Origin of the sequence: Bradyrhizobium valentinum (genome assembly GCF_001440405.1) — a bacterium.
GTDB lineage: Bacteria > Pseudomonadota > Alphaproteobacteria > Rhizobiales > Xanthobacteraceae > Bradyrhizobium > Bradyrhizobium valentinum.
Genome location: NZ_LLXX01000025.1, coordinates 44,130 through 64,763, shown reverse-complemented (window position 1 = coordinate 64,763; position 20,634 = coordinate 44,130). Strand labels below are relative to the sequence as shown.

14 protein-coding genes are annotated in these 20,634 nt (G+C 63.7%); 11 read left to right on the top strand and 3 right to left on the bottom strand.

The features are described 5' to 3' along the window. Positions 1–37: 37 nt before the first annotated feature. Together CP49_RS03400 and fdhF are read left to right on the top strand one after the other, a co-directional pair. A complete protein-coding gene (locus CP49_RS03400; protein WP_057848895.1) occupies positions 38–1,756 on the top strand; it encodes an NADH-ubiquinone oxidoreductase-F iron-sulfur binding region domain-containing protein in 1,719 nt (572 codons plus the stop codon). Next, positions 1,753–4,518, top strand: a complete 2,766-nt coding sequence (gene fdhF, locus CP49_RS03395) for a formate dehydrogenase subunit alpha (RefSeq protein WP_057848894.1) — start codon at positions 1,753–1,755, stop codon at positions 4,516–4,518. The genes CP49_RS03400 and fdhF overlap by 4 nt, the downstream gene beginning before the upstream one ends. Positions 4,519–4,660: 142 nt before the next feature. Here the strand turns inward: fdhF and CP49_RS03390 are convergent, their stop codons facing one another. Continuing rightward, positions 4,661–5,128, bottom strand: coding sequence for a hypothetical protein (locus CP49_RS03390; RefSeq protein WP_057848893.1), 468 nt, complete (start codon positions 5,126–5,128; stop codon positions 4,661–4,663). Between the two features lie 496 nt (positions 5,129–5,624). Between CP49_RS03390 and CP49_RS03385 the strand changes: the two genes are divergently transcribed. From CP49_RS03385 to CP49_RS03355, 7 genes are all read left to right on the top strand, one after another. Then, complete coding sequence (locus CP49_RS03385) at positions 5,625–5,714, top strand: K(+)-transporting ATPase subunit F (protein ID WP_057848892.1); 90 nt, start codon at positions 5,625–5,627, stop codon at positions 5,712–5,714. A gap of 111 nt (positions 5,715–5,825) precedes the next feature. Next, positions 5,826–7,529 carry a potassium-transporting ATPase subunit KdpA gene (gene kdpA / locus CP49_RS03380; RefSeq protein WP_057848891.1) on the top strand — a complete coding sequence of 568 codons (1,704 nt, stop codon included), beginning with the start codon at positions 5,826–5,828 and terminating at the stop codon, positions 7,527–7,529. Positions 7,530–7,555: 26 nt separating this feature from the next. Further along, positions 7,556–9,673 carry a potassium-transporting ATPase subunit KdpB gene (gene kdpB / locus CP49_RS03375; protein WP_057848890.1) on the top strand — a complete coding sequence of 706 codons (2,118 nt, stop codon included), beginning with the start codon at positions 7,556–7,558 and terminating at the stop codon, positions 9,671–9,673. A 104-nt stretch (positions 9,674–9,777) separates the two neighbouring features. Further along, positions 9,778–10,380, top strand: coding sequence for a K(+)-transporting ATPase subunit C (locus CP49_RS03370; RefSeq protein ID WP_057848889.1), 603 nt, complete (start codon positions 9,778–9,780; stop codon positions 10,378–10,380). A gap of 41 nt (positions 10,381–10,421) precedes the next feature. Then, positions 10,422–13,139 (top strand): sensor histidine kinase, encoded by a 2,718-nt coding sequence (locus CP49_RS03365; RefSeq protein WP_057848888.1) that lies wholly within the window; start codon positions 10,422–10,424, stop codon positions 13,137–13,139. Next, positions 13,136–13,825, top strand: coding sequence for a response regulator (locus tag CP49_RS03360; protein ID WP_057848887.1), 690 nt, complete (start codon positions 13,136–13,138; stop codon positions 13,823–13,825). The genes CP49_RS03365 and CP49_RS03360 overlap by 4 nt, the downstream gene beginning before the upstream one ends. A gap of 23 nt (positions 13,826–13,848) precedes the next feature. Next, positions 13,849–14,454 carry a pyridoxamine 5'-phosphate oxidase family protein gene (locus CP49_RS03355; RefSeq protein ID WP_057848886.1) on the top strand — a complete coding sequence of 202 codons (606 nt, stop codon included), beginning with the start codon at positions 13,849–13,851 and terminating at the stop codon, positions 14,452–14,454. A gap of 172 nt (positions 14,455–14,626) precedes the next feature. On the opposite strand, the gene CP49_RS03350 is transcribed toward CP49_RS03355, so the two are convergent. Further along, positions 14,627–16,234 carry an AMP-binding protein gene (locus CP49_RS03350; protein ID WP_057848885.1) on the bottom strand — a complete coding sequence of 536 codons (1,608 nt, stop codon included), beginning with the start codon at positions 16,232–16,234 and terminating at the stop codon, positions 14,627–14,629. A gap of 191 nt (positions 16,235–16,425) precedes the next feature. Between CP49_RS03350 and CP49_RS03345 the strand changes: the two genes are divergently transcribed. Next, complete coding sequence (locus CP49_RS03345) at positions 16,426–16,677, top strand: DUF6496 domain-containing protein (RefSeq protein ID WP_057848884.1); 252 nt, start codon at positions 16,426–16,428, stop codon at positions 16,675–16,677. 124 nt (positions 16,678–16,801) lie between these two features. Here the strand turns inward: CP49_RS03345 and ku are convergent, their stop codons facing one another. Continuing rightward, on the bottom strand, positions 16,802–17,686 hold the full coding sequence (gene ku, locus CP49_RS03340) for a non-homologous end joining protein Ku (RefSeq protein ID WP_057848883.1): 885 nt from the start codon (positions 17,684–17,686) through the stop codon (positions 16,802–16,804). Between the two features lie 100 nt (positions 17,687–17,786). On the opposite strand from ku, the gene ligD reads away from it, so the two are divergent. Beyond that, complete coding sequence (ligD, locus tag CP49_RS03335; protein ID WP_057848882.1) at positions 17,787–20,453, top strand: DNA ligase D; 2,667 nt, start codon at positions 17,787–17,789, stop codon at positions 20,451–20,453. Positions 20,454–20,634: the final 181 nt, after the last annotated feature.

The following is a 20,634-nucleotide window of genomic DNA, read 5'->3' as shown; positions in this document are numbered from 1 at the left end:
GGGTTGCTTGGCAGATTGGCAGGAACGAGACGTTTCGATGGATCACGACGTACACGACGTACAAAAAGTTCGCGCGTTCGACCATCCCGGCGCGGGACGGAAGCGGGCCAAGGCGACCCCGAAGGGCCGCCAGGTTGACCCCACCGCCGCCCACGAGATCGAGCTGCTGCTCGGCGACCGGCCGCGGCGCCGCGATCTCCTGATCGAGCATCTGCACCTGATCCAGGACAAGTATCACCAGATCTCGGCGGCGCATCTTGCGGCGCTTGCCGACGAGATGAAGCTGTCGTTTGCGGAAGTGTTCGAGACCGCCACCTTCTATGCGCATTTCGACGTGGTGAAGGAAGGCGCGCCCGACATCGCGCCGCTGACCATTCGCGTCTGCGATTCGCTCACCTGCGCCATGATGGGCGCGGAAAAGCTGCTAAGCGAATTGCAGGACAGTGCCGGTCCCGGCATCCGCGTGGTGCGTGCGCCCTGCGTCGGTCGCTGCGACACGGCGCCCGCGGCCGAAGTCGGCCATCACTTCGTCGACCATGCCACGGTGACGAACGTGCTTGCCGCCGCCAAGGCCGGCGAGACCCATACGCATCTGCCCGATTATGTCGACTACGACGCCTATGTCGCCGGCGGCGGCTACAAGCTGCTGAAGCGCCTGCGCTCCGGCGCCATGACCAGAGAAGATCTCTTGAAGTCGCTCGACGACGCCTCGCTGCGCGGGCTCGGCGGCGCCGGCTTTCCGACGGGACGCAAATGGCGCGCGGTGCTGGGTGAGCCCGGCCCGCGGCTGATGGCGATCAATGGTGACGAGGGCGAGCCCGGCACCTTCAAGGATCGCTACTATCTCGAGACCGATCCGCATCGCTTTATCGAGGGCATGCTGATCGGCGCGCACGTCGTCGAAGCGAGCGACGTCTACATCTACATCCGCGACGAATATCCGGCCTCGCGCGAAATCCTCATGCGCGAAATCGCAAAGCTGCCGCCGGGCGGCCCCGTCTTGCACATGCGCCGCGGCGCCGGCGCCTATATCTGCGGCGAGGAATCCTCGCTGCTCGAATCGATCGAGGGCAAGCGCGGCCTGCCCAGGCACAAGCCGCCTTATCCGTTCCAGGTCGGGCTGTTCGGCATGCCGACGCTGATCAACAATATCGAGACGCTGTGGTGGGTGCGCGACATCGTCGAGAAGGGCGCCGACTGGTGGAAGAACCACGGCCGCAACGACCGTCACGGCCTGCGCAGCTATTCGGTCTCGGGCCGCGTGAAAAATCCTGGCATGAAGCTGGCGCCGGCAGGCGTCACCGTGCGTGAACTGATCGACGAGTTCTGCGGCGGCATGGCTGACGGCCACACCTTCCATGCCTACCTGCCCGGCGGCGCGTCCGGCGGCATCCTGCCGGCCTCGATGGACAACATCCCGCTGGATTTCGGCACGCTGGAAAAATACGGCTGCTTTATCGGCTCGGCCGCGGTCGTCATCATGTCCGAGCAGGACAGCGTGAAGGGCGCGGCGCTGAACCTGATGAAATTCTTCGAGGATGAAAGCTGCGGCCAGTGTACGCCGTGCCGCGTCGGCACCCAGAAGGCGGCGCTATTGATGCAGCGGCCGGTCTGGAACCGCGAACTGCTCGATCAATTGAGCCAGGCAATGCGCGACGCCTCGATCTGCGGACTCGGCCAAGCCGCCTCGAATCCGCTGACGTCAGTGATTAAATATTTTCCGGAAGAATTCGTGCCGAAAGAGGCTGCGGAATGACCAAGGTTCGATTCGAACTCGACGGCCAACAGGTCGAGGCCAACGCGGGCGAGACCATCTGGCAGGTCGCCAAGCGCCACCAGAAGGAAATCCCGCATCTGTGCTATTCACCGGAGCCGGACTACCGGCCCGACGGCAATTGCCGCGCCTGCATGGTCGAGATCGAGGGCGAGCGCGTGCTGGCCGCGTCCTGCAAGCGCACGCCGAGCGTCGGCATGAAGGTGAAGACCGAGAGTGCCCGCGCGGTCGCCGCGCAGAAGATGGTGATGGAACTCTTGGTCGCCGACCAGCCGGCGCGCGAGACCTCGCACGATCCCGATTCGAAATTCTGGCATTGGGCCGAGAAGGTCGAGGTGACCGAGAGCCGCTTCCCGGCCGCCGAGCGATGGCAGAGCGACACCAGCCATCCCGCGATGAGCGTCAATCTCGATGCCTGCATCCAGTGCGGCCTCTGCGTGCGCGCCTGCCGCGAGGTGCAGGTCAACGACGTCATCGGCATGGCCTATCGCAACGCAGGCGCCAAGATCGTGTTCGACTTCGACGATCCGATGGGGGAATCGACCTGCGTCGCCTGCGGCGAATGCGTGCAGGCCTGCCCGACCGGCGCCCTGATGCCTTCGGTAATGCTGGACGAGAACCAGACCCGCGTCACCTATGCTGACAAGAAGGTGGATTCGCTGTGCCCGTTCTGCGGCGTCGGCTGTCAGGTCACCTATCAGGTCAAGGACGAGAAGGTCATTTACGCCGAGGGCCGCGATGGCCCTGCCAACCATAACCGCCTCTGCGTCAAGGGTCGCTTTGGTTTCGATTACATCCATCACCCGCATCGCCTCACAAAGCCGCTGGTGCGGCTGCCGAATGCGAAGAAGGACGCCAACGACCAGGTCGATCCGGCCAACCCGTTCACGCATTTCCGTGAAGCATCGTGGGAAGAAGCGCTGGATATCGCGGCCAAGGGGCTCGTGAAGATTCGTGATGAAAAGGGCGTCAAGGCGCTGGCCGGCTTCGGCTCGGCCAAGGGCTCCAACGAGGAGGCGTACCTGTTCCAGAAGCTGGTGCGCACCGGCTTCGGCTCCAACAATGTCGACCACTGCACGCGGCTGTGCCACGCCTCGTCGGTGGCGGCGCTGATGGAAGGCCTGAATTCAGGCGCGGTGTCGGCGCCGTTTGCGGCTGCGATGGACGCTGAAGTGATCATCGTGATCGGCGCCAATCCGACCGTGAACCATCCGGTGGCCGCCACCTACCTCAAGAACGCGGCCAAGCGCGGCGCCAAGCTGATCGTGATGGATCCGCGCACGCAGTCGCTGTCGCGCCACGCCTGGAAGCATCTCGCGTTCAAGCCCGGCAGCGACGTCGCGATGCTGAACGCGATGCTCCACACCATCATCACCGAAGGGCTGACCGACCAGCAATACATCGCGGGCTACACGGAAGGCTTCGATGAGCTCGCCGAGCGCATCAAAGAATTCCCGCCGGAAAAGATGGAAGCGATCTGCGGCATTCCGGCCGAGACGCTGAAGGAGGTGGCGCGAACTTACGCGCGCTCGCAGGCCTCGATCATCTTCTGGGGCATGGGCATCAGCCAGCACATCCACGGCACCGACAACGCGCGCTGCCTGATCGCGCTGGCGCTGACCACCGGCCAGGTCGGCCGTCCCGGCACCGGCCTGCATCCGCTGCGCGGCCAGAACAACGTGCAGGGCGCCTCCGACGCCGGCCTGATCCCGATGTTCCTGCCGGACTACCAGCCGGTCGGACGTACCGATCTGCGCGAGCCTTTTGAAAAGCTCTGGCATCAGGATCTCGATCCAGTGCGTGGCCTCACCGTCGTCGAGATCATGAACGCGATCCACGCCGGCGAGATTACGGGCATGTACATCGAGGGCGAAAACCCTGCAATGTCGGACCCCGATTTGCAGCACGCGCGCCACGCGCTGGCCATGCTCGACCACCTGGTGGTGCAGGATCTCTTCGTCACCGAAACCGCGTTTCATGCCGACGTGATCCTGCCGGCCTCGGCATTTGCTGAAAAGAGCGGCACCTTCACCAATACCGATCGCCGCGTGCAGCTCGCGCGCGAGGTGATCCGGCCGCCGGGCGACGCGCGGCAGGATCTCTGGATCATCCAGGAGATCGGCAAACGCATGGGCCTGCCCTGGAACTACAACGGACCGGCCGATGTGTTCACCGAAATGACGCAGGTGATGCCGTCGCTGAACAACATCACCTGGGATCGCTTGGTGCGCGAGGGCGCGGTGACCTATCCGGTCGACGACCCGAACAAGCCCGGCAACGAGATCATCTTCACCACGGGTTTCCCAACCGCGAGCGGCCGCGGCAAGATCGTGCCGGCGAAGGTGGTCGCGCCGGACGAGATCCCCGATGCCGAATATCCGATGGTGCTGTCCACGGGGCGCGTGCTCGAACACTGGCACACCGGATCGATGACCCGCCGCGCATCCGTGCTCGACCAGATCGAGCCGGAGGCGGTGGCGTTCATGTCGCCGAAGGACATGCGCAAGCTCAGCGTCTGGCCCGGCGATTTCATCCGCCTGGAAACCCGCCGCGGCGCCGTCGAGGTCAAGGTGCGCTCCGATCGCGACGTGCCGGAGAACATGGTGTTCATGCCGTTCTGCTACGCCGAAGCGGCGGCGAACCTCTTGACCAACCCGGCGCTCGATCCGTTCGGCAAGATCCCCGAATTCAAGTTCTGCGCCGTGCGCGCGGAAAAGGTGGCGCTGCAGTCCGCGGCGGAATGAAGATGGCGCTTCTCGTCATTGCGAGGAGCCACCGGGTCGCGCGAATGCGCGCCCGATGACAGGCTCCGCGACGAAGCAATCCATTCTTTCTTTGCCGTGACATGGATTGCTTCGCTTCGCTCGCAATGACGGCTACAAATATTCACGCAAAACTATCGCTGCAGACCGGCTCGTAAAGCCAATCGACATTCTGCGGCACGGCCGGAACGCTCGTCCGGCTCGATGGTGCACTGACGCGTTGCGCCTCCACGAACGCATCCAGGATCGCCAGTGCCAGATCCGCGTGACGGCCTTCGACCGCCTGATCCAGCCAATCCGGCAATTCGCGCTGGCGCGACAATGCGCAATGCCACTCGCCGTCGTCATAGGCAAGGCGGCGGACCCGCCATTGCGGCAGTTCAAGATCGATCAGCGCCAGCACGGCGTCGGTCCAGGCCTGCGACCAGATCAGCCGCTCAATGCGCGCGCTCCTGAAATTCTGATCCGCCGAAGGAAAGCGCCGGCAGGTGGCGTGGATGATATCGGACATAAATTCAGCCGTGATGCCACAGGCGTTGCGCAGCCGATCGCCGAGGTCGGCGGGAGCTTGCTGTTCCGAAAGAAGCGACATGGCGTTACCTCGCTATGGCGCGGCTGTCACGGCAACCGCGCTACACAAACTGGCCAGTACGCCATTGGAAAACGAGAGGAGGCGAGGGACGGAGATATAGGGATTTCATAGGGGAGCTGTCGTCCCTGCGAACGCAGGGACGCCCGCGTGAGCGCACTGCGCTCATCGCGATACCGCGTTGCTCTCTCAATAGGCGGGGACGGCTGACGACCTTCGCAAAACTGGCTTCGGTGGCTATGGGTCCCTGCGTTCGCAGGGACGACAGCGGTGCGTCTTTATGAGATTCCTATAACGTCGCCATCTCTCCCGTCTCGAAAACCTATGCGGCCGGTGGCACCTCAGCCCCAGCAAACGCGATCCCATCGTTCGGCCCGCGGTTCACGTCGCACAGGAACATTCCCATGCTGGACATTCTCATGCTGGCCCTTGCCTTGGCCTTCTTCGTGGCGGGGATCGGTTACGCCTATGTCTGCGAGCGGCTGTAAGGGAGCTAATCATGATCTTCGATTATTCGCTCGCCGGCATCGTTTCGCTCGGCCTCTTGTTCTACCTGACCTACGCGCTGCTGCGTCCCGAGCGGTTCTGATCTCGCCATGACCGCGCTCGCCGCCATCGTGCTGGCGCTCCTTGCAACTGCGGCGCTGCTTGTCGTGCTTCTGCGCCTGCTGACGCCCGCAAGGTAATAGAGGATATTCCCATGACACTTATCGGCTGGTTCCAGATTCTGCTGTACTGCGCCATCGTGGTTGCGCTGGTCAAGCCGCTCGGCTGGTACATGACGCGCGTGTTCAGCGGCGAGCGAACGTTCATGTCCCCGATCCTGCGGCCGGTCGAAACGGCGCTATACCGGGTCGGCGGCGTCGACGAGAAGCGCGAGCAGCACTGGCTGACCTATACGGTCGCGATGCTGCTGTTCCATGTCGGCGGCTTCCTCATCATCTACGGCCTGATGCGGCTGCAGGCGCTGTTGCCGCTCAATCCGGCAGAGCAATCTGCCGTCGCCCCGGATCTGTCCTTCAATACGGCGATCTCCTTCCTCACCAACACCAACTGGCAGAACTACGGCGGCGAGAGCACGCTGTCCTATCTGACGCAGATGGTCGGCCTGACGCACCAGAATTTCCTGTCGGCCGCGACCGGCATTGCGCTTGCAGTGGCGATGATCCGCGGCTTCTCCCGTTCCTCGATGCGCACCATCGGCAATTTCTGGGTCGATGTGGTCAGGTGCACCCTCTATGTGCTGCTGCCGATCTGCATCGTTTACACGCTGTTTCTCGTCTGGCAGGGCATGCCGCAGAATCTCGGCGCCTATGTTGAAGCCACCACGCTGGAAGGCGCCAAGCAGACCATCGCGGTCGGACCTGTCGCCTCGCAGGTCGCCATCAAGATGCTCGGTACCAATGGCGGCGGCTTCTTCAACGCCAACGCCGCGCATCCCTTTGAGAATCCCACCGCGCTGTCGAACTTCGTGCAGATGATCTCGATCTTCGCGCTTGGCGCGGCGCTTACCAACGTATTTGGCCGCATGGTCGGCAACCAGCGCCAGGGCTGGGCGATTCTGGCCGTGATGGGCGTGCTCTTCATTGCCGGCGTCGCCGTTACCTATTGGGCTGAAGCCAACGGCACCGCGACACTCAATGCGCTAGGGCTAACCGGCGGCAACATGGAGGGCAAGGAAGTCCGCTTCGGCATCGTCGCGTCCTCACTCTTTGCGGTCATCACCACCGCAGCGTCCTGCGGCGCAGTCAACGCCATGCATGACAGCTTCACCGCGCTCGGCGGCATGATCCCGCTGATCAACATGCAGCTCGGCGAAATCATCGTCGGCGGCGTCGGTGCCGGGTTGTATGGCATGCTGCTGTTCGTCGTGCTGGCGATCTTCGTCGCAGGCCTGATGGTCGGCCGCACGCCGGAATATGTCGGCAAGAAGATCGAGGCGCGCGAGGTCAAGATGGCCATGCTGGCGATCCTGGTGCTGCCGCTGATGTATCTCGGCTGGACGGCGGTCGCCGTGGTGCTGCCGTCGGCGGTGGCGTCGATGGCCAATGCGGGCCCGCACGGCTTCAGCGAGGTGCTCTATGCCTTTACGTCGGCGACCGGCAATAACGGCTCGGCCTTCGGAGGCCTGACCGGCAACACCTTCTTCTACAATCTGACGCTCGCCAGTTCGATGTTCGTCGGCCGCTTCTTCATGATCGTGCCGGCGATGGCGCTGGCGGGTTCGCTCGCCGCCAAGAAATCGATCCCGCCCTCGGCCGGCACGCTGCCGACCACCGGTGGCCTGTTCGTCGGTCTCGTCGTCGGCGTCATCCTGATCATCGGCGGGCTGACGTTCTTCCCGGCGCTGGCGCTCGGCCCGATTGTTGAGCACCTCGCGATGAATGCCAACACCCTGTTCTGATCGAACGCCATCCGGAGTCTACGTCCATGGAAACCATGAAACTGCAGAAACAGGTCAAGACCTCGGCGATGCTCGATCCGAAAATCGTGCTGCCCGCGATCCGTGCGGCTGTTGCAAAACTTGATCCGCGGCTGATGATCAAGAATCCCGTGATGTTCGTGATCGAGGTCGTTGCCGCCCTCACCACCGTGATCTTCCTGCGCAACCTCGCGATGGGCGGCGAGGGCCTCGCCTTCACCTTTCAGATCATCTTGTGGCTGTGGTTCACGGTGCTGTTCGCCAATTTCGCCGAAGCCGTCGCCGAAGGCCGCGGCAAGGCGCAGGCCGAATCGCTGAAGAAGACCCGCACCGAGAGCAAGGCGAAGCTGCTGGAAGGTCCCGGCAAGTCCTATCGCCTGGTTTCCGGGACCACCCTGAAGGTCGGCGATATCGTCCTGGTCGAGGCAGGCGACAACATCCCCTCCGACGGTGAGGTGATCGAAGGCGTGGCGTCGGTGAACGAGGCGGCCATCACCGGCGAGTCCGCGCCCGTGATCCGCGAATCCGGCGGCGACCGCTCGGCGGTGACCGGGGGCACGCAGGTGCTGTCCGATTGGATCCGCGTCCGCATTACGGCCGCGCAAGGCTCTACCTTCATCGACCGCATGATCAGGCTGGTGGAGGGCGCCGAGCGACAGAAGACGCCGAACGAGATCGCACTCAATATCCTGCTCGCGGGGCTCACTATCATCTTCGTGTTTGCCACCGTGACGATCCCGAGCTACGCGGCCTATGCCGGCGGCTCGATCTCGGTCGTCGTGCTGGTGGCTTTGTTCGTGACGCTGATCCCGACCACTATTGGCGCGCTGTTGTCGGCGATTGGCATTGCCGGCATGGACCGCCTGGTGCGCTTCAACGTGCTCGCCATGTCCGGCCGCGCGGTCGAGGCCGCCGGCGACGTCGACACGCTGCTGCTGGACAAGACCGGCACCATCACGCTCGGCAACCGGCAGGCGACGGCCTTCCGTCCCGTGCGCGGCGTCACCGAGCAGGAGCTTGCGGATGCCGCCCAATTGGCGTCGCTCGCCGACGAGACCCCGGAGGGCCGCTCAATCGTCGTGCTGGCGAAGGAGAAGTACGGCATCCGTGGCCGCGACATGAAGGAGCTGAACGCCACCTTCATTCCGTTCACCGCGCAGACGCGCATGAGCGGAATCGATGCCGGCTCGCTATCGGTCCGCAAGGGCGCGGTGGATGCGATCCTGACCCATGTCGACGGCGGCGGCGCCGTTCGCACGGTCGCCTCGGGCAGTGCCGTGCGTGCGCTGCAATCGGGCGTCATGTCGGAGGCGGGGCGCGAGATCCAGGCGATCTCGGATGAGATCGCCAAGGCCGGCGGCACGCCGCTTGCCGTCGCCCGCGACGGCAAGCTGCTCGGCGTCGTGCACCTGAAAGATATCGTCAAGGGCGGCATCCGTGAGCGCTTTGCGGAGCTGCGCCGGATGGGCATCCGCACCGTCATGATCACAGGCGACAACCCGATGACGGCCGCTGCCATCGCCGCCGAAGCCGGTGTCGACGATTTCCTGGCGCAGGCAACGCCGGAGGACAAGCTGAAGCTGATCCGCGACGAGCAGGCCAAGGGCAAGCTGGTGGCGATGTGCGGCGACGGCACCAACGACGCGCCGGCGCTGGCGCAGGCCGACGTCGGCGTTGCCATGAACACGGGCACGCAGGCCGCGCGCGAGGCCGGCAACATGGTCGACCTCGACTCCAATCCGACCAAGCTGATCGAGGTGGTCGAGATCGGCAAGCAGCTCCTGATGACCCGCGGCGCGCTGACGACGTTCTCGATCGCCAACGACGTCGCGAAATATTTCGCCATCATCCCGGCGATGTTCCTGGCGTTCTACCCGCAGCTCGAGGTGCTCAACGTCATGCATCTGGCGAGCCCGCAAAGCGCGATCCTGTCGGCGATCATCTTCAACGCGCTGATCATCATCGCGCTGATCCCGCTGGCGCTGAAAGGCGTCGCCTATCGGGCCGTGGGAGCAGGGGCGTTATTGCGCCGTAACCTGCTGATCTACGGCCTCGGCGGCATCATCGTTCCCTTTATCGGCATCAAGGCCATCGACCTCGCCGTTGCGGCCTTGGGATTGGCCTAGCCGTCATTGCGAGCGCAGCGAAGCAATCCATCTCACCACACGAAGAAAAGCTGGATTGCTTCGTCGCTTCGCTCCTCGCAATGACGAACTAATGGAGACACACCATGCTCAGAGAAATCCGCCCCGCCATCCTCATCCTGCTCCTGCTCACCGCGATCACCGGCCTTGCCTATCCCCTCGCCATGACCGCAATTGCCGGCGCGATCTTTCCGAAGCAGGCGCAGGGCAGCCTGATCGAGAAGGACGGCAAGATCATCGGCTCCGCCTTGATCGGGCAGGAATTCAAGGGCGACAAATATTTCCACGGCCGCCCGTCCGCGACCTCGGCGCCGGATCCGGCTGACACCACCAAGACGGTATCCGCGCCGTACAATGCCGCCAATTCCGGCGGCTCGAATCTCGGGCCAACCAGCAGGGCGATGGCTGACCGGATCAAGGAAGATGTCGAGAAGCTGAAGGCCGAAAATCCTTCCGCCCCAGTGCCAGTTGATCTCGTCACGACCTCCGCCAGCGGGCTCGATCCCAACATTTCGCCTGAAGGCGCGTTGTTTCAGGTGCCGCGGGTGGCAAAGGCCCGCAACCTGCCGGAGGCCCGGGTACGCCAACTGGTTACGGAGCACATCCAGGGCCGCATGGCTGGATTGCTCGGCGAGATCAGCGTTAACGTATTGGCGTTGAATCTGGCATTGGACGAGGCCGCCAAATGAGAGCCGCTAGGCCCGCCGAGGGGTGAGGACTATATTGCCGCATGGTTCAAATCCGCCGCGACCCCGAACAGCGTCCCTCGCCGGAAGCCCTCCTGGAAGCGGCCCGGCGCGAGGACAGCCGCGCGGGCCGGCTCAAGATCTTCGTCGGCGCCGCTCCCGGCGTCGGCAAGACCTACGAGATGCTGCAGAGCGCCCATGCCAAGAAGAAGGCCGGCGCCGATGTCGTGGTCGGGATCGTCGAAACCCATGGCCGGGCGGAAACCGAAGTGCTGTTGAAGGGTCTCGAGGTGCTGCCGCGCAAGCGGCTCGCCTATAAGGAGCAGACCCTCGAAGAGCTGGACCTCGATGCGCTGATTGCGCGGCGGCCGCAGATTGCCCTCGTCGACGAACTCGCTCACACCAACGCGCCGGGCAGCCGCCATCCCAAGCGGTATTTCGACGTCGAGGAGCTGCTGTCCCACGGCATCGACGTCTACACGGCGGTCAACATCCAGCACATCGAAAGCCTCAACGACGTGGTTGCGCAGATCACGCATGTGCGGGTGCGCGAGACCGTGCCGGACAAGATATTCGACCGCGCCGACGCCATCGAACTGATCGACCTTACGCCGGACGACCTGATCCAGCGGCTGAAGGAGGGCAAGGTCTATGTGCCCAAGCAGGCCGAGCGCGCGCTGGAGCATTATTTCTCGCCGGGCAACCTGACCGCGCTGCGCGAGCTGGCGTTGCGGCGCACCGCCGAACGCGTCGACGAGCAGCTGCTCACCCACATGCAGGCCAACGCCATCGCGGGGCCTTGGGCCGCAGGCGAACGCATTCTGGTTTGCGTCAGCGAAGATCCGCGCGCGGCCGGCCTCGTGCGCTACACCAGGCGGCTGGCGGACCGGCTGCACGCGCAATGGACCGCGATCAGCATCGAGACGCGGCGCAGCCTGCAACTAACCGACGAGCAGCGCGACCGGCTGGCCGATACCATGCGGCTGGCGGAAGCGCTTGGCGGCGAGGCACTGACCATTCCCGGCGTCGGCCGCCGCATCGCCGACGACGTCATCAATTTCGCGCACGCCAATAACGTGACCCAGATCATCATCGGCAAATCGACGCGCTCCTGGTGGTTCGAACTGACGCGTGGCTCGGTGGTGCACGATCTGGTGCGGCGCGCCGGCAACATCAGCGTGCACGTGATCGCCGGCGACGATCAGGGCGTGGCCAAGGCGGCGGTACAGACCGCGGCGCGGCAGGAGCCGTTCGAGGCGCGGCCATATCTGATGGCGCTGTTGTTCGTCGCGGTCGGCCTAGCTGCCGCTGCACTGATCCGACCTATGTTCGGCGGCATCGAGAATGTCGATCTGGTGTTCCTCACCGCGGTCGTGAGTGTGGCCGTTCGCTACGGGCTGTTTCCCTCGCTGCTGGCGAGTGTCGCGGCGTCGCTGTGCTATAATTTCTTTTTCCTGCCACCGGTCCACACCTTCACCATCACCGATCCGACCAACGTTGCGGCGTTCTTCTTCTTCATGCTGATTGCGCTGTTGGTCTCCAATGTCGCAGCGCGGGTTCGCGTACAGGCCGATTCGGCGATCGGCCGGGTTCGCACCACCGAATCGCTCTACGCTTTCAGCCGCAAGCTGGCAGGTACGGCAACGCTCGACGACGTGCTGTGGGCGACCGCCTACCAGACCGCGTTGATGCTCAAAGTGCGGGTAGTATTGCTGCTGCCGGAGGACGGCGTGCTCACCGTTAAGTCGGGCTATCCGCCGGAGGACCAGCTCGACCAGGCCGATCTCGCCGCCGCCAACTGGGCCTGGAGCAACGATCGTCCCGCCGGGCGCGGCTCGGACACCTTGCCGGGTGCCAAGCGGCTGTTCCTGCCGATGCGAACCGGGCGCGGCGCGATCGGCGTCATCGGCATCGACGATGACCGGACGGGCCCCTTGTTGACGCCGGATCAGCGCCGCCTTTTGGACGCGCTGGTCGATCAGGGTGCGCTCGCGATCGAGCGCGTGCTGCTGGTTGAGGACATGGACCGCGTGAAGCGGACGGTGGAATCCAATCGCTTGCGCGGCGCGCTCCTGACCTCGATTTCGCACGATCTGAAAACGCCGCTGGCCTCGGTGCTGGGCGCCGCCAGCACCCTGCGCGATCTCGGCTCCGATCTTGACGACGCCCAGAAGCGCGACCTGCTCGCCACCGTGATCGACGAATCCGAACGGCTCAACCGCTTCATCGCCAATCTGCTCGACATGACGAAGCTCGAATCCGGCGCCATCGTACCGAATGCCGCGCGGCACGATGTCGGCGAGATCGTCGGCAGCGCACTGCGGCGCGCCGGCAAGATCCTCGTGCATCACAAGGTGTCGCTCGAACTCGCGGCCGATCTGCCGATGCTGGAGCTGGATGCCGTGCTGTTCGAGCAGGTGCTGTTCAATCTACTTGACAACGCCGCCAAGTACGCGCCTGCCGATACCACGATATCGATCAGGGGCGTGCGCGATAGGAAGTCGGTGCTGCTGCAGATCGTGGACGAGGGTAACGGTATCCCGCCCGCGGAACTGGAAAGCGTGTTCGACAAGTTTTATCGCGCGCAGAAAGGCGATCACGTCCGTCCCGGCACCGGCCTTGGGCTTGCGATTTCGCGCGGCTTCGTCGAGGCGATGCACGGCACGATCTCGGCCGCCAACCGCGCCGACCGTTCCGGCGCCATCATCACCATACGCCTGCCGGTCCCGGCCGCGGCGGATACGCTGGACACCGCCGCATGAGCGCCGCCCCGATCAAGGTTCTGGTGATCGACGACGAGCCGCCGATCCGCAAGCTCCTGCGGATGGGCCTGAGCACGCAGGGCTACGACATCCTCGAAGCGTCCAACGGCAAGATCGCGCTGGAGAAGCTCGCGGAAGGCCCGGCGCTGATTATCCTCGATCTCGGCCTGCCCGACATCCAGGGCCATGACCTCCTGCGCATGATCCGCGGCCGCAACGAGAGCGTGCCGATCGTGGTGCTGTCGAGCCGCGGCGACGAGGCCGGCAAAGTGCAGGCGCTCGACCTCGGCGCCGACGACTACCTGACGAAGCCGTTCGGGATGGATGAACTGCTGGCGCGGATGCGCGCAGCGCTACGGCACCAGTTGCAAGTGCAGGGCGAGCGGCCGGTGTTTCGCGCAGGCGATCTCTCCGTCGACCTGGTGCGCCGCATCGTCAAGACCGGCGAGCGCGAAGTAAAACTCTCGCCGAAGGAATACGAATTACTGCGTGTCTTGGTGCAGCACGCCGGCAAGGTGCTGACTCATCGCTTCCTCTTGAAGGAGCTTTGGGACGAGCTGACGGATGCGCAGTATCTGCGCGTCTATGTCCGCCAGCTCCGGCAGAAGATCGAAGCCGATCCCGAGCGCCCGCAATTCGTGCTGACCGAGACGGGGATCGGGTATAGGTTGCGGGCACCGGATTGATCATACCAAGAGGACGCAACGCCATGGCTGAGAGCGTCATGTATCACGAAGGTAACAGGCAATTGCAGGATCAGTTCGACAGCCGCCGGATTTCGGACCGGCTGGAAGAGAAGCTGATGCGCAGGGAATTTTCGGCTGACGACAAGCAGTTCATCGAAAGCCTTCCTTACTTCTTCCTGGCGACGGCGGACGCCAAGGGCCGGCCCGATTGCTCGTTCAAGGGCGGCGCGCCCGGCTTTGTGCGCATCACCGGGCCTTCCGAGATCGCATTCCCCGACTATGACGGGAACGGCATGTTCAAGAGCCTCGGCAACATCGTTGTCAATGCTGATGTCGGCCTGCTCTTCATTGCCCTGCACGACAAGCCACGGCGTCTGCGGGTCAACGGCAGCGCCAGGGTGAGCGACAACGATCCGCTGCTAGCCGAGACCGTCGGCGCGCAGCTCATCGTTCGCGTGACCGCGCGGGCGATCTTTCCCAACTGTCCGCGCTATATTCCGACGATGGGGGCGATCGAGCTCTCGATCTACGTGCCGATCGCCGGACAGGACGCGCCGGAGCCGGCGTGGAAGGGATTTTCCGACTTCAAGGACTGCATCCACCCGCGGCAGCCGACGTTCAAGGGGTGAGGGGGTGATTGCAGCCCGCACCCTCGTCGTCCCTGCGAACGCAGGGACCCATAACCACCGGCCGGGATTGCAGCGAAGGCAATTGGCCCCATCGCGCCGCAGATAAGCCGCGGCGTATGGGTCCCTGCGTTCGCAGGGACGACGGCGAAAGTCTTTGCAATGAACAGCTTCCCTAAATCGCTGTCATCTCGCCCTTGGTCCAGGCTTCCCGCAGCTTGAATTTCTGGATCTTGCCCGATCCCGTCAGCGGGAATGCGTCCACCACGAACCAATGCTTCGGCGTCTTGTGCGGGGCAAGCGAGGCGCGCATATAGTCGATCAGTTCTTCCTTTTCGATTGTTGCGCCGGGCGCCGGGCGGATGAAGGCCGCGACCTCTTCGCCCCACTTCTCGTGGGGAATGCCGATGACGGCGACTTCGCCGACGTTGGGATGCTTGAACAAGAGCTCCTCCAGCTCGCGCGGATAGATGTTCTCGCCGCCGCGGATGATCATATCCTTAAGGCGGCCTTCCACCGTGCAATAGCCGCGTTCGTCCATTGCGCAGAGATCGCCGGTATGCAGCCAGCCGTCGGCATCGATCGCGGCCGCGGTCGCATCAGGCATTTCAAAGTAACCGAGCATCACGTGATAGCCGCGGGTGCAGAACTCGCCGATCGTGCCGATCGGAACGGTCTCGCCGGTATCGGGATCGATGATCTTGGTTTCCATATTGGGCAGTGGCAGGCCGATCGTGTTGGCCTTGTCCTCGACGCTGTCGGTGGTGCGGGTTTGCGCCGCGACCGGCGAGCACTCGGTCTGGCCGAACACGATGGTGAAGGGGGCGCCGAGCTTCTCCTCCAGCCGCCGCACCAGCGCGGCCGGCACCGTGGAGCCGCCCGAGCAGATCGCCTTGACCGACGAAAGGTCGGTGGTCGGAAATGTCGCGTGTTCCAGCATCGCGACCAGCATGGTGGGAACGCCGAGCATCGCATTGCCGCGATAGGTCCCGAGCATTTCCAGCACCAGTCCAGGCTCGAAAGCCTCGACCAGCACTTGCGTTGCGGCTTTCGATACCGCGCCGATCACGCAACAGACGCAGCCGCCGGTATGAAACAGCGGCATCGTGGTAACGAAGACGTCGCCGGGATCGACGCCCATCCGGTCGGCGGTGTCGGCGCCATTGTTGAGCAACCCGCGATGACGGAGCAGGGCGCCCTTCGGAAAGCCTGTGGTGCCGGAGGTGTACTGGATCATGACGGGATCGTCGGGACTGACGGCCGGCAGCTCGATGTTCTCGTCGTCGCCTGCGGCGATGAAGGCATTCCAGTCGTCGAAGCAGATGATCTCGCGCAGCTCGGGGCAGTTCGGCGCCACCGCCTGCACCGTCTCGAGCATCGGGTTGCCGCGGAAACCGCTGACGACGAAGACGCCGGCCGAGCGCGATTGCTTCAATACGTACTCGACTTCGCGGGCGCGAAAGGCCGGATTCACGGTAACGAGGATCATGCCCGCCATGCCGGCGCCGAACTCGAGCATCACCCATTCCGGGACGTTCTGCGCCCAGACGGCAATACGCTCGCCCGGTTTGAAGCGCGACAGCAGCGCGCGGGCGGTGCGCTGGGCTTCGCGATAAAACTGCGCGTAGGTCCATTGCCGCCGCAGCTTTGGATCGGGGACGCCGGCAATCAGGGCCAGGCGATCGGGCGCCGCCTCGGCAGCCTTGCGCAAGAGATCGCCGAACGTCATCTCCCGCACCGCAGGTATGGTCGGTCCTGCGACGTGCGACTTCGTCAATGTCATTCAATCCCTCCCGATCCGGCGTCCTCACGGGGGGAATGCTGCCGTTGTTCTTGCCGGCGTTTCAGATGTCCCCCTAAGGCCGAAAATGCCTTCCGTCGCCGGTCAATGCAAGCGGACTGTGACGTGCGCGGAACTTTGAATGCCACCGATGATTACATTTTCGCCAAACGGAGGAAAGCCGGAGAAAAGTGATGGCACGAAGATACTCGAAGAAGGCGTCGACCGACGTCGGGCGCGCGATGAAGAAGCGCAAGTCTGGTACATTGAAGAGCGGCCGCTCAGGCAGGAAAGTCAAGAGCCGCAAGCAGGCGATTGCGATCGGGCTGTCGGAGGCGAGGGCCAAGGGCAAGAAGGTGCCGAAGAAGGCCTCGAAGAAACGCAAGACGTCGAAGAAAGAGACAGCGAAGAAGTCGAAGCGGAAGGCGAAGAAGTCCAGGCGGTAACTCGCTCGTCATGGCCGGGCTTGACCCGCCACGCAGGCCTGGACTGATCTTGATGCCTTGTGCGTGGAAAGAAAAGCAAGTCGTGGATGGCCGGGTCAAGCCCGGCCATGACGGGCGACGGACGTCACCCCGCCTTGCGGTGCCTGGCCGCGGACCGGTGCGCCTTCTTGGCTGTCCGGCGCGCCGGCGCCCGCCGCGCGGTCGAGCCGTGCGCCCGCCGTTTCGCCGCCGATTTTCCCTTCAGGCTCGCCTTCAGCGCATCCATCAGGTTGATGACGTTATCTGGCTTTTCCTCGGGCTCAGGGACCTTGATCGTCTTGCCGGAGGCCTTGCGGCGCACCAGCGCCTTAAGCGCGTCTTCATATTCGTCCTTGAACTTCGAGGGATCGAAATGCGCGGCCATCTTGTGCAGGATGTGGCCCGCGAGTTCGACCATGTCCTTGGTGATCTTCGGGGTCTTGATGTCCTCGAAAAAGTCGTCCTCATCGCGCAGCTCGTAAGGATATCGCAGCGTGGTGCCGAGCAGGCCTTTGCCGAGCGGTTCGATCGCCATGACGTGCTCGCGGTTGGTCAGCACGATACGCGCCAGCGCGACCCGCTCTTCATCCTTCATGGCGTCGCGGATCACTGCGAAGGCGTCCACCGCGGCCTTGCCGTCAGGCGCGATGTAATAGGGGTGGTTGTAATACCGCTTGTCGATCTCCTCCCGCGGCACGAAACTGTCGATCTCGATGGTGTGATTGCTCTCGATCTGGACGGCCTCGAGTTCGTCCTTTTCGATCTCGACATACTGGCCCTTTTTCAGCTCATAGCCGCGGCCCTTCTGGTCGCTCTCCACGACATCGCCGGTCTCGGCATCGATCATCTGCTGCTTCAGCCGGTTGCCGGTTTCCTTGTTGATCATGTGAAAGCGGGTTTTCTCGACCGATGTCGAGGCCGGATACAGCACCACCGGGCAGGACACCAGGGAGAGTTTTAGCGAGCCTTTCCAATAGGCGCGGGGGGCCATTGCAGTCTCCGGCACGGTTGGGTTTGGGAACTTCAACGGTTAGTATGGGTTTTCGTTCCGGATGCCGCCGTGCGAGCGGTCGTAATCGTCGAGGTTTGCCGTGGCGTTGAAAAGACTCAGCACGTACCGGAAGAAGCGCGATTTCGGCAAGACGGCGGAGCCCTCCGGCGACGTCAAGGTCGCGCCTGCCAAGCAGCGGCGGTTCGTGATCCAGAAGCATGACGCAACGCGCCTGCATTATGATCTCCGGCTGGAATTCGATGGCGTCTTCAAATCCTGGGCGGTCACCAAGGGACCTTCGCTCGATCCGCACGACAAGCGGCTGGCGGTCGAGGTCGAGGATCATCCGCTCGACTATGGCGATTTCGAAGGCACCATTCCCGAAGACCAGTATGGCGGCGGCACCGTGATGCTGTGGGATCGCGGCTATTGGGAATCGGATGATCCCGAGCGCGGCTTCAAGAAGGGCGACCTGAAATTCACGTTGCGCGGCGACAAGCTGCATGGAAGCTGGGTCCTGGTGCGGATGAGGGGCGACCGCTACGGCGGCAAGCGCACCAATTGGCTCCTGATCAAGCACCGCGACGAATTCGCCAGGGAAGGCGAGGCCAACGACATCCTGGAAGAGGATCGTTCCGCAGCTTCGGGGCGAACCATGGCACAGATCGCGCAAGGCAAGGGCAGGGCGCCAAAGCCGTTCATGCTTGCCAGGAGAACGCAAGCCGACGCGGTCTGGCAGTCGAACCGCGGCGATGCCGCCGAAGCGCGTGCCAACAGGAAGACCGCCGCATTGCGGGCTACCCCGGAAACGAAAACGCGGGCACCGGCGCAAATAGCGCGACCGAAGAAAGTTGCCGCCATGCCCGACTTTGTCGCGCCGCAACTCTGCACGGTGGTCGAGCGGCCGCCTGGCGGCGAGGGCTGGTGCCATGAGATCAAGTTCGACGGCTACCGCGTGCAATTGCGGGTCGAGGATGGCGACGCCGTGCTCAACACCCGCAAGGGCCTCGACTGGACCGACAAATTCAGGGCGATCGCGAAGGAAGCGACATCGCTTTCCGACGTGCTGATTGACGGCGAAATTGTCGCGCTCGATCATGACGGCGCGCCTAATTTCTCGACACTGCAGGCGGCGTTGTCGGACGGCGACAGCGAAAGCCTGATCTTCTATGCGTTCGATCTGCTGTTCGCCGACGGCGAGGATCTTCGCGGCCTGCCGCTCGACGACCGCAAGGCGCGGCTGAAGAAGCTGTTGGAGGCGCGTAAGGGCAAGGAGAAGCAAATCCGCTATGTCGAGCATTTCGAAAGCGGCGGCGATGCTGTTTTGCAATCGGCCTGCAAGCTGGAATTGGAAGGCATCGTTTCCAAGAAGCTCGACGCACCTTATCGCTCCGGCCGTTCGGAGAGCTGGACCAAGGCGAAATGCCGGGCCGGGCACGAGGTGGTGCTGGGCGGCTGGAAAACCACCAGCGGCAAATTCCGGTCGTTGATGGCGGGCGTCTACCGCGGCGATCATCTCGCCTTTGTCGGTATCGTCGGCACCGGTTTCGGGCAGGACAAGGTCCGCCGCATCATGCCGGCGCTGAAGGCGGCGGCCTCCGACAAGAGCCCGTTCGGGGGCAAGAACGCGCCGAAGAAAACCCGCGACGTGCACTGGCTGAAACCGGAACTCGTCGCCGAGATCGAATTCGCGGGCTTCACCGCCGATGGCAATATCCGTCAGGCTGCGTTCAAGGGCCTGCGGCAGGACAAGCCGGCCAAGGAAGTGGAGGCGGAAATGCCATCCAAAGCTGATGTCGCCCAGCCCAGACCGGGCAAGGGCAAGAGAGTGGCGTCGCGCACGAAGCCCGCGACGAACAAGGCGGCCGAGGTCATGGGCGTCGGGATCTCGAAGCCTGACAAGGAGCTATGGCCCGATGCCGGCGACGGCGAGGGCGTCACCAAGCTCGATCTTGCGCAATATTTCGAGGCCGTCGGCGAATGGATGATTGCCCACCTCAAGGGCCGGCCATGCTCGATCGTCCGCGCGCCTGATGGCATCCGCGGCGAACAATTCTTTCAGCGCCACGCCATGCAGGGCGCGTCCAACCTGTTCGAATTGGCCAAGGTTTCGGGCGACCGCAAACCTTATCTCCAGATCGACAGGATCGAGGGATTGGCGGCGGTGGCGCAGATCGGCGGACTGGAGCTGCATCCCTGGAACTGCGCGCCCGATGCCTATGATACGCCGGGCCGGTTGGTGTTCGACCTCGATCCCGCGCCGGAAGTTGAATTCTCCGAAGTCATCGAAGCGGCCAAAGACATGCGCCAGCGGCTGACCGCCGTCGGCCTCGAGAGCTTCTGCAAGACCACCGGCGGCAAGGGGCTGCACGTGGTGGCGCCGCTGCTCCACGGCGCAAGGGAAAAGGTCTCGTGGAAGGAGGCCAAGGCGTTCGCGCAAGGCATCTGCCAGTGGATGGCGAATGATGATTCCGAGCGCTATCTGCTCAACATGTCGAAGAAGCTGCGCAAGGGAAAGATCTTCCTCGACTATCTGCGCAACGACCGGATGTCGACGGCGGTCGCGGTGCTGTCGCCGCGCGCGCGCGGAGGCGCCACCGTCTCGATGCCGCTGACCTGGGCGCAGGTGCGCGGCGATCTCGATCCGAAGAAGTACACGGTGCGCACCGTTCCCTCGCTGCTGGCCAAGACAAAAGCCTGGGACGGCTACGACGATGCGGCGGGCTCGATCAAGCCAGCGATGAAGAAGTTGGCTGGGAAGACGTAGCCGTAACCCTATGCTGTCATACCCCGCGAAAGCGGGGTATCCAGTACGCCGCGGCTTATCGGCTCAATCACGGGTATCTCTGGAATACTGGATCACCCTTCGCGGGTGATGACAGTTGTGCGCGGCGTGCCCACCATGTTGATTGCGCTAAAGAAGGTGGGCACGGCTGCGCCTTTGCCCA

Bases quoted from the DNA above. Each gene is read 5' to 3' on its own strand.
- CP49_RS03400 (WP_057848895.1), top strand. From the start codon at position 38: ATGGATCACGACGTACACGACGTACAAAAAGTTCGCGCGTTCGACCAT.
- fdhF (WP_057848894.1), top strand. From the start codon at position 1,753: ATGACCAAGGTTCGATTCGAACTCGACGGCCAACAGGTCGAGGCCAAC.
- CP49_RS03390 (WP_057848893.1), bottom strand. From the start codon at position 5,128: ATGTCGCTTCTTTCGGAACAGCAAGCTCCCGCCGACCTCGGCGATCGG.
- CP49_RS03385 (WP_057848892.1), top strand. From the start codon at position 5,625: ATGATCTTCGATTATTCGCTCGCCGGCATCGTTTCGCTCGGCCTCTTG.
- kdpA (WP_057848891.1), top strand. From the start codon at position 5,826: ATGACACTTATCGGCTGGTTCCAGATTCTGCTGTACTGCGCCATCGTG.
- kdpB (WP_057848890.1), top strand. From the start codon at position 7,556: ATGGAAACCATGAAACTGCAGAAACAGGTCAAGACCTCGGCGATGCTC.
- CP49_RS03370 (WP_057848889.1), top strand. From the start codon at position 9,778: ATGCTCAGAGAAATCCGCCCCGCCATCCTCATCCTGCTCCTGCTCACC.
- CP49_RS03365 (WP_057848888.1), top strand. From the start codon at position 10,422: ATGGTTCAAATCCGCCGCGACCCCGAACAGCGTCCCTCGCCGGAAGCC.
- CP49_RS03360 (WP_057848887.1), top strand. From the start codon at position 13,136: ATGAGCGCCGCCCCGATCAAGGTTCTGGTGATCGACGACGAGCCGCCG.
- CP49_RS03355 (WP_057848886.1), top strand. From the start codon at position 13,849: ATGGCTGAGAGCGTCATGTATCACGAAGGTAACAGGCAATTGCAGGAT.
- CP49_RS03350 (WP_057848885.1), bottom strand. From the start codon at position 16,234: ATGACATTGACGAAGTCGCACGTCGCAGGACCGACCATACCTGCGGTG.
- CP49_RS03345 (WP_057848884.1), top strand. From the start codon at position 16,426: ATGGCACGAAGATACTCGAAGAAGGCGTCGACCGACGTCGGGCGCGCG.
- ku (WP_057848883.1), bottom strand. From the start codon at position 17,686: ATGGCCCCCCGCGCCTATTGGAAAGGCTCGCTAAAACTCTCCCTGGTG.